Origin of the sequence: Mycobacterium sp. NPDC050441 (assembly GCF_040655355.1) — a bacterium.
GTDB lineage: Bacteria > Actinomycetota > Actinomycetes > Mycobacteriales > Mycobacteriaceae > Mycobacterium.
This window is the reverse complement of sequence record NZ_JBFAJS010000006.1, coordinates 53268-66631: the sequence shown is the minus strand read 5'-3', so window position 1 is coordinate 66631 and position 13364 is coordinate 53268. Positions and strand designations below refer to the sequence as shown.

The window sequence follows — 13364 nt, the reverse complement described above, 5'->3', positions numbered from 1 at the left end:
TGTTCGCACTGTCAAAGAATTCAAATTATCGGCTTCAACAGCGGTTTTCCCAGCTCAGGACAGGTGGGGTTGACCCTCGAATAGAACGCGTTCCAGTTACGTTGATTGGCCCTCAACGAGACTGTCAGTCTCGTGAAGCCATCAGCTCGGTAGCCGAGAATCCACGCTCCAGGTCACGGTCAGCAAAGTATTCGTGCAGTGCCCCGCTGAGGTCGGCCGGGTTCCAGGCAGCGGAGTCAGCAGTGAAATGCTTCTCCGCTGTGGGCGGCGCAACCAACGTGACAGTTGGACCATAGACGATGAACAGCTGGCCGTTGACCGCTTCGGACGCGGGCGCGGCGAGGAACCGTACAAGAGTGACGACATGGTCGGTCGACAGCGGATCGACCTGTCCGTCGGCCGTCTCGGGGGCGTCGCCGAAGACGCCTGCAGTCATGGCCGTGCGAGCCCGCGGCGCGATCGCGTTGGCCCGTACGCCGAAGCGCTCCAGGGCGCGGGCTGCCGACACCGTGAGCGCGGTGATGCCCGCCTTGGCGGCTCCGTAGTTGGGCTGTCCGACCGGACCCGACAGTCCGGCCTCCGACGAGGTGTTGATGATCCGGCCGTAAACCGTGCCATCCCCCGCCTTGGCCTTGTTGCGCCAGTAGACGGCGGCATTGCGGGTCAGCAGGAAGTGGCCGCGCAGGTGCACCGCGATGACCGCGTCCCACTCCTCGTCGCTCATGTTGAACAGGATCCGGTCGCGGGTGATACCCGCGTTGTTGACGACGATGCCCAGGCCGCCCAGACCGTCGGCGGTCGCGACCAGCTCGTCGGCGGTCGAGCGCGCGCTGATGTCGCCGGCAACCGCGACGCCCTTGGCGCCGGCGGCCGCGATCTCGTCGAGGACATCGGAGGCGTCCAGCGCGGCGGCCATGTCGTTGACCACCACGGTCGCCCCGGCCTTGGCCAGGCCGATGGCTTCAGCGCGGCCCAAGCCTGCGGCCGCGCCGGTGACCACGGCCACTTTTCCGGACAGATCGATCTGAGCGTCGTCGGTCATTTATGAATACCTCTAGTCTTTTCGGATCAGGGCTGCACGGGGGCATTCGGCGATGGACTGCTCGGCCAGATCCTCCTGGTCGGCAGGCACCGGATCGGACTTGACCACGGCATAGTCGTCGTCGTCAAGATCGAACAAATCAGGGGCAATACCCACGCAGACCGCATTGCCTTCGCAGCGATCACGGTCAACTTCTACTCGCATGGCGACCTCCTCACGACGTGTGCACACACGGGGCTGCGTGCGTGCAGCCACAGAATACGACCACACCTGACAGATACCAGTCAGACACCGGCCTGGATCCTAAGACTAGAACGTGTTACAACCAGGTGAGAACTCAGGTCTATCAAGCAGTAAGGATGCAGCGCAATGCGGATCGGTTACACCCCCGAGCAGGAGGAGCTGCGCCGCGAGTTGCGCGCGTACTTCTCCAAGTTGATGACGCCCGAACGGGTCGAAGCCCTCAGCTCGTCCGAGGGCGAGATGGGACGAGGCACCATCTACCGCGACACGGTCGCGCAGATGGGCAAAGACGGCTGGCTGACGCTGAACTGGCCCGAGGAGTACGGCGGACAGGCGCGTACCCCGATGGAGTCGCTGATCTTCACCGACGAGGCTGCGATCGCCGGCGCCCCGGTGCCGTTCCTGACGATCAACAGCGTCGCGCCGACGATCATGCACTTCGGCACCGACGAGCAGAAGAAGTTCTTCCTGCCCAAGATCGCTGCGGGCGAGCTGCACTTCTCGATCGGCTACTCCGAACCCGGCGCGGGCACCGACCTGGCCGCACTGCGGACCACCGCGGTCCGCGACGGCGATGACTATGTGGTCAACGGCCAGAAGATGTGGACGTCGCTCATCGCCTACGCCGACTACGTGTGGCTGGCCGTGCGCACCAACCCCGAGGCCAGGAAGCACCGCGGCATCTCGATGCTGATCATGCCGACCACGGCCGAGGGTTTCTCCTGGACGCCGGTGCACACCATGTCCGGCGTCGACACCAGCGCCACCTATTACCAGGACGTCCGCATCCCCGTCACCAACCTGGTCGGCGAGGAGAACGCCGGCTGGAAACTGGTGACCAACCAGCTCAACCACGAGCGCGTCGCGCTGGTGTCCTCGCAGCCGATCTACGTCGCGCTCGACGGGGTCCGCGAGTGGGCCCAGAACACCAAGGACGTGCACGGCAAGCGGGTCATCGACTCCGAGTGGGTGCAGCTCAACCTGGCCCGGGTGCACGCCAAGGCCGAGGTTCTCAAGCTGATCAACTGGGAGCTGGCCTCTGCCGAGGACGGCGCACCCTCACCAGCGGATGCGTCGGCGGCCAAGGTGTACGGCACCGAGTTGGCCACCGAGGCCTACCGCCTGCTGATGGAGGTGCTGGGCACCGCGGCGACGTTGCGCCCCGACAGCGCGGGTGCGCTGCTGCGTGGCCGCATCGAGCGGTTCCACCGTTCGGCGCTGATCCTGACCTTCGGCGGCGGCACCAACGAGATTCAGCGTGACATCATCGGCATGGTCGCGCTCGGCCTGCCCCGAGTGAACCGGTAAGGACGGCACACCAATGGATTTCAAGACGACCGAAGCGGCCGCCGACCTGGGTGGCCTGGTGCGCACGATCACCGAGTCGGTGTGCACGCCCGAACGTCAGCGTGAGCTCGACGGCCTGGATCAGCGTTTCGACGCCGACCTGTGGGCCAAGCTGGTCGAGGCCGACGTGCTCTCGGCCGCGGCGCCCGAGTCGGTGGGAGGCGGTGGTTTCGGCGTACTGGAGCAGGCCGCCGTGTTGACCGCGCTGGGCCGCCAGTTGGCCGCCGTGCCCTACCTGGATTCAGTGGTGTTGGGCGCCGGTGCGCTGGCCGCGTTCGGGTCCGAGGAGCTGCGCACCGAGTGGGCTCAGCCCGCGGTGGCCGGCGACAAGATCCTGGCAGTGGCCCTCGACGGCGAGATGGGCCAGGGCCCGGTGCAGGCTCAGGCCGACGGTCCTGGGTACAAGCTCACCGGCACCCGCACCCAGGTGAACTACGGGCCGATCGCCGACGCGTTCCTGGTTCCGGCCGAAACCGATTCCGGGGTCCGCGTTTTCCTGGTCTCCGGTGACGATCCCGGCGTGACGATCAGCGTGCTGAGCACCACAGGTAAGGGTAGTGTCGCCCACCTGGAGCTGCAGGCCGCCACGGTCGACGCCGCACGCGTCGTCGGTGGCGCGGAAGTGGCGGCGTGGCTGACCACGCACGCGGCCCTGGGCCACAGCGCCTTCCAGCTCGGTGTGCTGGAGCGGGCGCTGGAGCTGACATCCGAATATGCCCGCGAGCGGGAGCAATTCGACCGGCCGATCGGCAGCTTCCAGGCTGTCTCGGCGCGACTGGCCGACGGCTACATCGACGTGAAGGGCCTGCGTCTGACGCTGACCCAGGCGGCATGGCGGTTGTCCGAGGACCTGCCCGCCGACATCGATGTCGCCAGTGCCGCCTTCTGGGCGGCCGAGGCCGGCCATCGCGTCGCCCACACCGCGGTGCACGTGCACGGTGGCGTCGGCATCGACATGGATCACCCGGTCCACCGGTACTTCCTGGCCGCCAAGCAGACCGAGTTCGGGGTCGGTGGGGCCACCGGGCAGCTGCTGCGTATCGGCCGCGAACTCGCCGACACCCCGGTCTAGGGATGGGGGGTCCAACCGTCGGCCCGACGGTCACCGAGCTGCTGATCCCGCTGGCCGACATCACCGACCGTGGTGTCTACCAAGAGGATTCGTTCGTCAGCTGGGCCGACCACATCGCCGCCGGTGCGCAACTGGCCGCGGCGCTGCGGGCACGGTTGGACCCCACCGAACCCCCACATGTGGGGGCGCTGCTGGGCAACACCACGTTCTTCTCCAGCCTGTTGGTGGCCGCGGGACTGAACGGGCTGGTGCCCGTCGGGCTCAACCAGACCCGCCGCGGCGAGGCGCTGGCCCGTGACATCGCACAGGCCGACTGCCAGCTGGTTCTGACCGACAACCCTGACGCCGTCCCGCCCGGGGTGGATTTCATCGATGTCGAATCCGCCTACTGGGCAGCCGAACTCGCGTCGTACCGGGACACCCCGGTGACGTTCGCCGACCTGTCGGCCGATGACCTGTTCATGCTCATCTTCACCTCCGGAACCAGTGGCGACCCCAAGGCGGTGCGGGTCACCCACGACAAGGTGGCATTTCCGGGCCAGATGCTGGCCGACCGTTTCGGGCTGGGGCCGGGCGACACCGTCTACCTGTCGATGCCGCTGTTCCACTCCAACGCGATCATGGCCGGCTGGGCCGTCGCAGCCGCGGCCGGTGCGTCGATTGCGTTGCGGCGCAAGTTCTCCGCATCCGGATTCATCCCCGACATCCGGCGCTTCGGCGCCACCTATGCCAACTACGTCGGCAAGCCGCTGTCCTACATCCTGGCCACCGAGCCGGCGCCCGACGACGCCGACAACCCGTTGCGGATCCTCTACGGCAACGAGGGCTCACCGCGGGATCTGAGCCGGTTCGCCGAGAGGTTCGGCGTGACCGTGGTCGACGGATTCGGTTCCAGCGAGGGCGGTGTGGCCATCGCCCGCACCCCCGACACTCCCGAAGGCGCCCTCGGCCCGCTCACCGATCAGGTGACGATCGTCGACGTGGACACCGGTGAACCGTGCCCGCCCGGCGTGGTCGGCGAGTTGGTGAACCCGACGGGCGCCGGCTGGTTCCGCGGCTACTACAACGATCCCGACGCCGAGGCGGCCCGGATGGCCGGCGGCATCTACCACACCGGCGATCTGGCCTATCTCGACGAGGACGGCTACGCACACTTCGCCGGGCGGCTCGGCGACTGGATGCGGGTGGACGGCGAGAACCTGGGAACCGCACCGATCGAGCGAATCCTGTTGCGCTACCCCGACGTCGGCGAGGTCGCGGTGTACCCGATCCCCGACCCCAATGTCGGTGATCAGGTGATGGCCGCGCTGGTCCTGGCCGCAGGCACGCCGTTCGACATCGACAAGTTCCGGACCTTCCTGGCCGAACAGCCGGATCTGGGCCCCAAGCAGTGGCCGTCGTACGTGCGGATCGGCACCGCCCTGCCGCGTACCGAGACGTTCAAGGTGATCAAGCGGCAGTTGTCGGCCGAGGGTACCGACTGCGCCGACCCGGTCTGGCCGATCTCCCGCTAGCCAGATACCTGGGCGGGCGCACCGCCACCCCTTTCGATACCATCGGCATCGAAACATGGGAGGCGCAGCATGCACATCGCAGTGACCGGAGGCACCGGCTACCTCGGGGCCCACACCGTGCGGGGCCTGCTGGCCGCGGGACACCGCATCCGCCTGCTGGTCGCACCGGGTTGTGGCGGCGACGAAGTGATCGGACACCTCGCCGCTTTGGGCGAGATGTCCGTGCTGGAAGGCGACATCCGCGACAGCGACACCGTCGGAGACCTGCTCGCGGGCTGCGACGCCCTGATCCACGCCGCGGGCATCGTCGGCACCGATCGCCGCCGTGAACAACTGATGTGGGAGATCAACGCGCACGCCGCCGAGGCCGTGCTGAACCGCGCCGTCGAGGCCGGTCTCGATCCCATCGTCTCGGTCAGCAGCTACAGCTCAATGTTCCCGCCGCCCAACGGGGTGATCTCCGCCGACACCCCACCGGCGCCGGGCCGCAGCCCCTACGCCCAGACCAAGGCGTATGCCGACCGGGTGGCCCGGCGGTTGCAGGACGCCGGCGCCCCGGTTGTGGTGACCTATCCGTCGAGCGTGGTGGGCCCGGCGTACTTCACCGCCGCCGGGGTCACCGAGCGCGGTTGGGCACCGATCGCCAAGGCCGGTCTGGCACCGCGGATGACCGGTGGCATGCAGATGATCGACGTGCGCGACGTCGCGCTGGTACACGAACGGCTGATGGCACCCGGACGCGGGCCCAGACGCTATGTCTGCGGCGGCGTGATGGTGTCGTTCAACGAGATGATCGATGTGCTGGAGCAGGGTGGCGGGCGCCGGATCCGACGAATCCCCGTGTCGGCCGGCCTTTTCCGCGGCATCGGCTGGTGCTCGGATCTGCTCGGCGGGGTGCTGCCGCTCGGTGACGGGATCAGCTACGAGGCGGCGATGCTGCTGACCGCCGCCACCCCCACCGACGACAAGAGCACGCTCACCGATCTGGGCATCGGGGCCTGGCGCTCGCCGCAGGCCGCCATGCTGGCCTCATTCGGCCGGTGACACGCCCAGCGCCCTGCCCAGCAGTGCCACCACGCGCTGCTGCAGTTCGGGCGAATCGTCGTCGGTCGCCACCGTCGTCGTGAACAGCGCCGCCCCGGCCGCCATGGACAGGGCGGCCCTGGCATCGGACTCCGACCCGTATCCCCTGGCGGCGAACATCTCGATCGCCGGCCCGCTGAACCCGTCCCACAAGGCCTTGCGCAACTCGGCGTTCTCGCGCAGCGCCAGCAGCAGCCCGGGCACGGCCTCGCTCACGTCCGGGCGGCTGAACAGCTGATGGCTGCCGCGCACCACCCAATCGATCCACCCCGCCAGGTCGGTCCCGGAAAACGGTGACATGTCGGGTGATTCGCCGAGGATCGCGTGCAGCACCAGTTCGGCCTTCGACGACCAGCGCCGGTTCAGGCTGGACCTGCCCACTCCGGACCGCACCGCGACCAACCGCACGCTCAGGTCGTCCCAGCCCACCTCGACCAGCAACTCACGGGTGACCTCGAGCACGCGCTCGTCGATCGACGTGTCGCGTGGTCGCCCGGTCATTCCCCGATTCAACCGCATCGTGACGCGGGTAGCGTCGGTGACGTGGGCTACCGCGAACACGATCCGCCGCCCCGGCTGCGCAGCCTCGTGGAGTGCCAGTGGATCCGCACCGGCGCGGCAGAACCCGGCCGGATTCTGCCGGACGGCTGCATGGATCTGATCTCGCTGGACGGCAAGATCGTCGTCGCCGGCCCCGACACCACGGCGTTCGTCGCCGCCGCAAGCCGGGATCCCCTGCAGGGTTTACGGTTTCGCCCCGGCGTCCTGCCCCGCTTACTCGGTGTTCCGGCCTCCGAACTGCGCAACACCCGGGTCGACCTTCGCGAGTTGTGCGTGATCGACGAGGGCGGCTCGCTCGATGAGCTCGCCGTGACACTGGCAGCCCGGGCGCCTCGTACCGAGACCGCTCCTTGGGCGCTGCCGGCGCTGCACGACGTCACACGCCGGCTGGCGGCCGGCGAGTCGGTCAGTGCCACGGCCCGCCACGTCGGCTGGTCGACCCGAACAATGCAACGGCAGTGCACCGCGGTGTACGGGTACGGGCCGGCGACACTGCGTCGCATCCTCCGGTTCCGTCGCGCGGTGGCACTGATCGGCACCGGTGCGAGCGCCAGCGTGGTTGCGGCACAGGCCGGCTACGCCGATCAGCCGCACCTGCACCGTGAGGTCCGTGCCCTGGCCGGGGTGGGAATTCCGCAGCTGCGTCAGGTTTCCAGTGCTGCGAACAGATCCACCGACGTTCCGTCGGGATCTTCGACAGTCGCATAGCGCTGCCCCCACGGCGCGTCGAACGGCTTGAGCGTTCCCTGGTACCCGGCGCCGGTGAGCCGTTCATAGAGTTCGTCGACGTCGCCGGGCGAATCGACCCCGAAGGCCAGCGCCACCCACCCCGGCCCGGCCGGCGGCGTCCACCCGGGATGCATGCCGGCGATCACCTCCTCGGTGTCGAACGCGAGCCGGTTTCCGCCCGGCAACGCCACCTCGACGTGCGGCCCGTCCGGCTGGGGCACCGCGAGGCCGAGCAGCCGATAGAAGTCCAAGGATCGGGGCAGGTTCTCGGCGACGATCTCGATGACCGCCGAGTTCAGGTTCAAGGCCATATCCGCAGGTTAAGGCGCGATACCACCCGCCGTCGTGAACAGATCGGACAACCTGGCCCTTTGTCGGACCGTCGGTACCGAGTAGGTTGACCATGACTGTTTGTTACTTGCCAGTAGGGAGAGTCTTCCGATGCCCGCTCCGTCCGCCGCCGACTTCGCCCGCCTGCGCGCGCTCGTCGCCATCGACGATGTCGATGCCCGGCAGTCCAAGCCGATCGACGAGGTCTTCACCGGTAAGGAACTGACCACCATTCCGATCGGCACCGCCGACGACGTGGCCGCCGCGTTCGCCAAAGCCCGTGCCGCGCAGGCACAGTGGGCCAAGCGCCCGGTCAAGGAACGCGCCGCCATCGTCAAGCGCTTCGGCGCACTGCTGGCCAAGAATCGCGACTTCCTGATGGATGTGGCCCAGGCCGAGACCGGCAAGGCCCGCTCAGCCGCGCAAGAAGAGATCGTCGACATGATCTTGAACTCGAACTATTACGCGCGTGAGGCAGCCCGGCTGCTCTCGACGAAGCGGGTGCAGGGTCTGCTGCCGGGGTTCGTCAAGACCGTGGTCAACCACCACCCAAAGGGCGTCATCGGCGTCATCTCGCCGTGGAATTACCCCATGACCCTGTCGATCTCGGATTCCATCCCGGCCCTGTTGGCCGGCAATGCCGTGGTGGTCAAGCCGGACAGTCAGACGCCGTACTGCACGTTGGCCAACGCCGAGCTGCTGTATCAGGCCGGTCTGCCGCGCGATCTGTTCGCGGTGGTTCCCGGCCCGGGTTCGGTGGTCGGCACCGCGATCGTCGAGAACTGCGACTACATGATGTTCACCGGTTCGACGGCCACCGGGCGGGCCCTGGCCGAGCAGTGCGGGCGCCGGTTGATCGGTTTCTCCGCCGAACTCGGCGGCAAGAACCCGATGATCGTCACCAAGGGCGCCAACCTGAAGGTGGCCGCCAAGGCCGCCACCCGCGCCTGCTTCTCCAATGCCGGTCAGCTGTGCATCTCGATCGAGCGGATCTACGTCGAGCGGGAGATCGCCGACGAGTTCACCGCCAAGTTCGCCGAGCAGGTGCGCAACATGAACCTGTCGGCGGCCTACGACTTCACCGCCGACATGGGCAGCCTGATCTCCGAAGATCAGATCAAGACGGTGTCCGGACATGTCGATGATGCAAAAGCCAAGGGAGCCAAGGTTGTTGCCGGCGGCAACGCGCGCCCCGACATCGGCCCGTTGTTCTTCGAGCCGACTGTGCTGACCGGTGTCACCGACGAGATGGAGTGCGCGCGCAACGAGACCTTCGGCCCACTGGTGTCGATCTACCCGGTCGGTTCCGTCGCCGAGGCTGTCGAGAAGGCCAACGACACCGAGTACGGCCTCAACGCGAGCGTGTGGGCGGGATCGAAGTCCGAAGGTGAGAAGATCGCCGCCCAGATCAGCTCCGGCACGGTCAACGTCGACGAGGGCTACGCCCTGGCGTTCGGCAGTACCGCAGCCCCGATGGGCGGCATGAAGGCCTCCGGCGTCGGGCGCCGCCACGGTGCCGACGGGATCCTCAAATACACCGAGTCGCAGACCGTCTCCACCGCGCGGGTGATCAATCTCGATCCGCCACTGGGGATCTCGCAGACGTTCTGGCAGAAGGCGCTTACGCCGATGATCAGGGCGCTGCAGAAGCTGCCGGGTCGCTAGACCCGCTTACCGGGGGCGCCGTGCGACGACCGCGAAGTTCAGCGGGATCCTCGGCGTTCCCGGAGGCAGGGCCCACCCTTGTGTGCAGGGCACAAGAGCTGGGAAGGCGGCCCAGTCCATGTACGGCAACTCGGCGAGCGCCTCGATGACGAGTCCGACCTGCCGCAACGATGTGACGACTTCGGATAGATCGTGACGCCACTCGTGGTTGCGCACGTGTTCGATCTGTCCGGCCGAATCTTCGGTGTAAGTCCCGGCGTCGTCGTAGGTTCGGGCACCGCCCCCGCTGAGGTAATCGTCGGTGATGTCCCACGGTTCGAAGTCCATCGCCCCCATAAGCGGATGGTCGTCGCGGATCAGGAACACCCCATCGGGCTCCAGCAGGTCGTGGATCGATCGGGCCCAGTGGGCGAGCTCGGGCAACCACACGATGGTTCCGGCACTGGTCACCACGGTCTCGAAACGCCGTCGGATCAAGCTCGACGCGAACCGGGCATCGCCCTCGACCCAGGTGATGTCACGTCCGTCGGCCTCGGCGATCCTGGCCGCGTGCCGCAACGAGTTCGGGGACAGATCCACTCCGTGAACGTCGCGGGCTCCCAGCCTCGCCCAGGAGACGGTGTCGGTACCGATGTGGCACTGCAGGTGCAGCAGCGAACGGTCTGCCACCCCGGCTTCGGGTAGGTGCGGTGCGAGCACCTCCAGGTCGTTCAGCACGACCCGGGAGATTTCGGTGGGATCGGCCAGAAACCCTGCCACGTCATACATCTGGGATCGGGCATGCACGTCCGCCCGGTCATCCCAATTGGCACGATTGGCCGCAAGAGCGTCCGCTACATTCACCAGCTCGACCATACCCACCTGAACGCCGTCGAGCCTGCACCCAGATCGCGAAATCGTGAGAAATCGCGATCTGAACGCAGGCTCGACGCGCTACGCGCAGACTCAGCTTCCGGCGATACCGTCCAGACGCTTGGTGGCCGCCTCGAAACCGCTCACCAGCTCGGCGATGATGTCGGCGGCCGGCCGGATCTCGTTCATCCGCCCCACGATCTGGCCCACCGGCATCGCGACCGCGGTCGGATCATCGGACAGGCTCATCCGCTGATGAGCCTCGCCGACCAGGATGTTCTGCAACGGCATCGGCAGCGCTTCGGGGGCGCCCGGGGCGTCCCAGGCGTCGGTCCAGCGGCTCTTCAGAATCCGGGCGGGCTTGCCCGAGTAGATCTTTCGGCGCACGGTGTCGGCGGAGGTGGCGTTCAGCAATGCCTCCTGGATCACCGAGGCCCCCGACTCGCGACGCACACCCAGGTCGTATTCGGCCGCTGTGAGGAACGCCGAACCCATCCACACCCCCTGAGCACCGAGCGCCAGCGCCGCGGCCACCTGCCGGCCGCTGCCGATCCCGCCGGCAGCAAGCACCGCGGCCTTACCGTCGACGGCGTCGACGATTTCCGGCCACAACACCACCGAGCCGATCTCACCGGTGTGCCCGCCGGCCTCATGGCCCTGGGCGATCACGATGTCCACTCCGTTGGCGACGTGGCTGAGCGCATGCTTCGCGCTTCCGGCCAGCGCGGCCACCGGGACACCCGCCTCGTGAACCTGCTCGATGACGTCATTCGGCGGGGAACCCAGCGCGTTGGCGATCAGCTTGATCGGATGGCGCAATGCCACCTCGACGTGGCTTCGCGCCACCGAGTGCAGCCAGCCCAGCACACCAGTGTTGTGCTCACCCTCCTCGGGGAGCGGCGGAACACCAAGATCAGCAAGGGTTTTCGCGACGAAGTCCCGGTGCGCCTGCGGGATGAGCTTGTCGATGTCGACGGCGCTGCCCTCGGTGGGGACCTTGTTGGGCATCACCACGTCGACGCCGTACGGCTTACCGTCGGTGTTGGCGTCCATCCAGGACAGCACGTTTTCCAACTCGTCTGGATCGTTGAACCGCACACACCCCAGCACGCCCAGGCCGCCGGCCCGGGTGACCGCCGCGGCCACCTTCTCCGACGGGGTGAAGACGAAGATCGGGTATTCGATCCCGAACCGTTCACACAGGTCGGTCTTCACGACTTGGCTCCCACGTGATTGGCGTGCACCTCGTCGGCGGCCCGCTCCTCGGTGGTGTCCTTGGCCCAGCGGTAGTCGGGCTTGCCCGCGGGCGAGCGCTTGACCTCGTCGACCAGCCACAGGCTGCGCGGCACCTTGTATCCCGCGATCTCGCTGCGGACGAACGTGTCGAGGTCGGCCAGGGTCGGCCGCGTACCCTCGCGCGGCTGCACGACGGCGGCGACGTGCTGGCCGAAGCGTTCGTCGGGCACGCCGACGACCAAGGCGTCGAACACGTCCGGGTGACCCTTCAGCGCGGCCTCGACCTCTTCGGGATAGATCTTCTCGCCACCGGAGTTGATCGACACCGAGCCGCGGCCCAGCATGGTCACGCTGCCGTCGGCCTCGACCTCGGCGTAGTCACCCGGGATGGCGTAGTGGACCCCGTTGAAGGTCCGGAAGGTCTCGGCGGTCTTCTTCTCGTCCTTGAAGTAACCGACCGGGATGTGACCGCACTTGGCGATGATGCCGCGCACGCCCGAGCCCGGGACCACCTCGTTGCCGTCCTCGTCGAGCACCTTGGTGTTCTTGTCGATGGTCACGCGCGGGCCACCGGTGTGGCTCTGCCCCTTGGCCACCACGGAGGTACCGCCGAAACCGGTCTCCGAGGAGCCGATCGAGTCGGTGATGATCCGGTTGGGCAGCAGCTCGAGGAATTTCTCCTTGAGGCTGGTGGAGAACAGGGCTGCGGTGCTGGCCAGCAGGAACAGCGACGACAGGTCATATTCGTTGCCGGCATCCTGGTGGGCCAGGAGCGCATCGAGCAACGGCCGGGCCATCGCATCGCCGGTGAAGAACAGCAGATTGACCTTGTGCTCGTGGATCATCCGCCACGCCGCGTCGGCGTCGAACTCCGGCATCAGCACCACGGTGTGGCCGGTGAACAACGCCATCCAGGTGGCCGACTGGGTCGCGCCGTGGATCATCGGCGGGATGGGCAGCCGGATCATCGGCGGGTTGGCGACAGCCTGCTTGGACAGGTCGTATTCGTCGGCGACGGGCTCGCCGGTGGCGAAGTCGGTGCCGCCGAACAACACCCGGTAGATGTCCTCGTGGCGCCACATGACGCCCTTGGGGAATCCGGTGGTGCCGCCGGTGTAGAGCAGGTAGATGTCGTCGGCGCTGCGTGGGCCGAAGTCACGCTCGGGCGAGTGCTCGGCAATGGCCGAGTAGAACTCGACGCCGCCGTAGCGCTGGAAGTCGTCATCTGACCCGTCTTCGACCACCAGGACGGTCTTCACGTTCGGGGTCTCCGGCAGGACGTTGTCCACCCGGTCGGCGTAGCGCCGCTCGTGGATCAGCGCCACCATGTCCGAGTTCTCGAACAGGTACTTCAGCTCGCCCTCGACGTAGCGGAAGTTGACGTTGACCAGGATCGCGCCGGCCTTCACGATGCCCAGCATCCCGATGACGATCTCGATGCGGTTGCGACAGTAGAGGCCGACCTTGTCGTCCTTCTTGACGCCTTGGGCGATCAGGTAGTGAGCCAGACGGTTGGCCTTCTCCTCCAACTGCGCATAGGTCAGCTGTTCGTCGCCACAAATCAGGGCGACACGGTCAGGCACAGCATCGATTGCGTGCTCGGCAAGATCGGCAATATTCAGAGCCACAGAACCTAAACTAGAACGTGTTACATTTCGAGACAAGTCTGGGTTGAGAATGCAGAGGAGCT

The 13364-nt window shown here is 67.1% G+C and carries 13 protein-coding genes; 6 read left to right on the top strand and 7 right to left on the bottom strand.

What is annotated here, in order from left to right:
- Positions 1-124: 124 nt before the first annotated feature.
- Both AB0I14_RS18595 and AB0I14_RS18590 read right to left on the bottom strand, forming a co-directional pair.
- Positions 125-1042: a 3-oxoacyl-ACP reductase gene (locus tag AB0I14_RS18595; protein WP_358024539.1), complete on the bottom strand. Its 918-nt coding sequence runs from the start codon at positions 1040-1042 to the stop codon at positions 125-127.
- Positions 1043-1054: 12 nt separating this feature from the next.
- Positions 1055-1246: a ferredoxin gene (locus AB0I14_RS18590; RefSeq protein ID WP_036391771.1), complete on the bottom strand. Its 192-nt coding sequence runs from the start codon at positions 1244-1246 to the stop codon at positions 1055-1057.
- Between the two features lie 165 nt (positions 1247-1411).
- Here AB0I14_RS18590 and AB0I14_RS18585 point away from each other — a divergent pair, with 165 nt between their 5' ends.
- From AB0I14_RS18585 to AB0I14_RS18570, 4 genes are all read left to right on the top strand, one after another.
- Positions 1412-2593: an acyl-CoA dehydrogenase family protein gene (locus tag AB0I14_RS18585; RefSeq protein WP_358024536.1), complete on the top strand. Its 1182-nt coding sequence runs from the start codon at positions 1412-1414 to the stop codon at positions 2591-2593.
- Positions 2594-2606: 13 nt separating this feature from the next.
- Entirely contained in the window at positions 2607-3704 is a 1098-nt protein-coding gene (locus AB0I14_RS18580; RefSeq protein ID WP_358024533.1) for an acyl-CoA dehydrogenase family protein, read from the top strand.
- Positions 3705-3706: 2 nt separating this feature from the next.
- On the top strand, positions 3707-5218 hold the full coding sequence (gene fadD17, locus AB0I14_RS18575; RefSeq protein WP_358024530.1) for a long-chain-fatty-acid--CoA ligase FadD17: 1512 nt from the start codon (positions 3707-3709) through the stop codon (positions 5216-5218).
- A gap of 69 nt (positions 5219-5287) precedes the next feature.
- Positions 5288-6262 (top strand): NAD-dependent epimerase/dehydratase family protein, encoded by a 975-nt coding sequence (locus AB0I14_RS18570; protein WP_358024527.1) that lies wholly within the window; start codon positions 5288-5290, stop codon positions 6260-6262.
- Here AB0I14_RS18570 and AB0I14_RS18565 read toward each other — a convergent pair.
- Positions 6248-6802: a TetR family transcriptional regulator gene (locus tag AB0I14_RS18565; RefSeq protein ID WP_358024524.1), complete on the bottom strand. Its 555-nt coding sequence runs from the start codon at positions 6800-6802 to the stop codon at positions 6248-6250. The two genes, AB0I14_RS18570 and AB0I14_RS18565, sit on opposite strands and share 15 nt — an antisense overlap.
- Positions 6803-6844: 42 nt before the next feature.
- On the opposite strand from AB0I14_RS18565, the gene AB0I14_RS18560 reads away from it, so the two are divergent.
- Complete coding sequence (locus tag AB0I14_RS18560; protein ID WP_358024521.1) at positions 6845-7570, top strand: helix-turn-helix domain-containing protein; 726 nt, start codon at positions 6845-6847, stop codon at positions 7568-7570.
- Here the strand turns inward: AB0I14_RS18560 and AB0I14_RS18555 are convergent.
- Positions 7507-7902: a VOC family protein gene (locus AB0I14_RS18555; protein ID WP_358024519.1), complete on the bottom strand. Its 396-nt coding sequence runs from the start codon at positions 7900-7902 to the stop codon at positions 7507-7509. The genes AB0I14_RS18560 and AB0I14_RS18555 overlap by 64 nt on opposite strands.
- Positions 7903-8032: 130 nt before the next feature.
- On the opposite strand from AB0I14_RS18555, the gene AB0I14_RS18550 reads away from it, so the two are divergent.
- A complete protein-coding gene (locus AB0I14_RS18550; RefSeq protein ID WP_358024517.1) occupies positions 8033-9586 on the top strand; it encodes a succinic semialdehyde dehydrogenase in 1554 nt (517 codons plus the stop codon).
- A gap of 6 nt (positions 9587-9592) precedes the next feature.
- Here AB0I14_RS18550 and AB0I14_RS18545 read toward each other — a convergent pair whose 3' ends face one another.
- From AB0I14_RS18545 to AB0I14_RS18535, 3 genes are all read right to left on the bottom strand, one after another.
- Positions 9593-10429: a class I SAM-dependent methyltransferase gene (locus tag AB0I14_RS18545; RefSeq protein ID WP_358024514.1), complete on the bottom strand. Its 837-nt coding sequence runs from the start codon at positions 10427-10429 to the stop codon at positions 9593-9595.
- A 102-nt stretch (positions 10430-10531) separates the two neighbouring features.
- Complete coding sequence (locus tag AB0I14_RS18540) at positions 10532-11653, bottom strand: nitronate monooxygenase family protein (RefSeq protein WP_358024511.1); 1122 nt, start codon at positions 11651-11653, stop codon at positions 10532-10534.
- Complete coding sequence (locus AB0I14_RS18535; protein ID WP_358024508.1) at positions 11650-13338, bottom strand: acyl-CoA synthetase; 1689 nt, start codon at positions 13336-13338, stop codon at positions 11650-11652. Before AB0I14_RS18535 ends, AB0I14_RS18540 begins: the two co-directional genes overlap by 4 nt.
- Between the last annotated feature and the right edge of the window lie 26 nt (positions 13339-13364).

Excerpts from the sequence above, each read along its gene's own strand:
- AB0I14_RS18595 (WP_358024539.1), bottom strand. The coding sequence starts at position 1,042 with ATGACCGACGACGCTCAGATCGATCTGTCCGGAAAAGTGGCCGTGGTC.
- AB0I14_RS18590 (WP_036391771.1), bottom strand. The coding sequence starts at position 1,246 with ATGCGAGTAGAAGTTGACCGTGATCGCTGCGAAGGCAATGCGGTCTGC.
- AB0I14_RS18585 (WP_358024536.1), top strand. The coding sequence starts at position 1,412 with ATGCGGATCGGTTACACCCCCGAGCAGGAGGAGCTGCGCCGCGAGTTG.
- AB0I14_RS18580 (WP_358024533.1), top strand. The coding sequence starts at position 2,607 with ATGGATTTCAAGACGACCGAAGCGGCCGCCGACCTGGGTGGCCTGGTG.
- fadD17 (WP_358024530.1), top strand. The coding sequence starts at position 3,707 with ATGGGGGGTCCAACCGTCGGCCCGACGGTCACCGAGCTGCTGATCCCG.
- AB0I14_RS18570 (WP_358024527.1), top strand. The coding sequence starts at position 5,288 with ATGCACATCGCAGTGACCGGAGGCACCGGCTACCTCGGGGCCCACACC.
- AB0I14_RS18565 (WP_358024524.1), bottom strand. The coding sequence starts at position 6,802 with ATGACCGGGCGACCACGCGACACGTCGATCGACGAGCGCGTGCTCGAG.
- AB0I14_RS18555 (WP_358024519.1), bottom strand. The coding sequence starts at position 7,902 with ATGGCCTTGAACCTGAACTCGGCGGTCATCGAGATCGTCGCCGAGAAC.
- AB0I14_RS18550 (WP_358024517.1), top strand. The coding sequence starts at position 8,033 with ATGCCCGCTCCGTCCGCCGCCGACTTCGCCCGCCTGCGCGCGCTCGTC.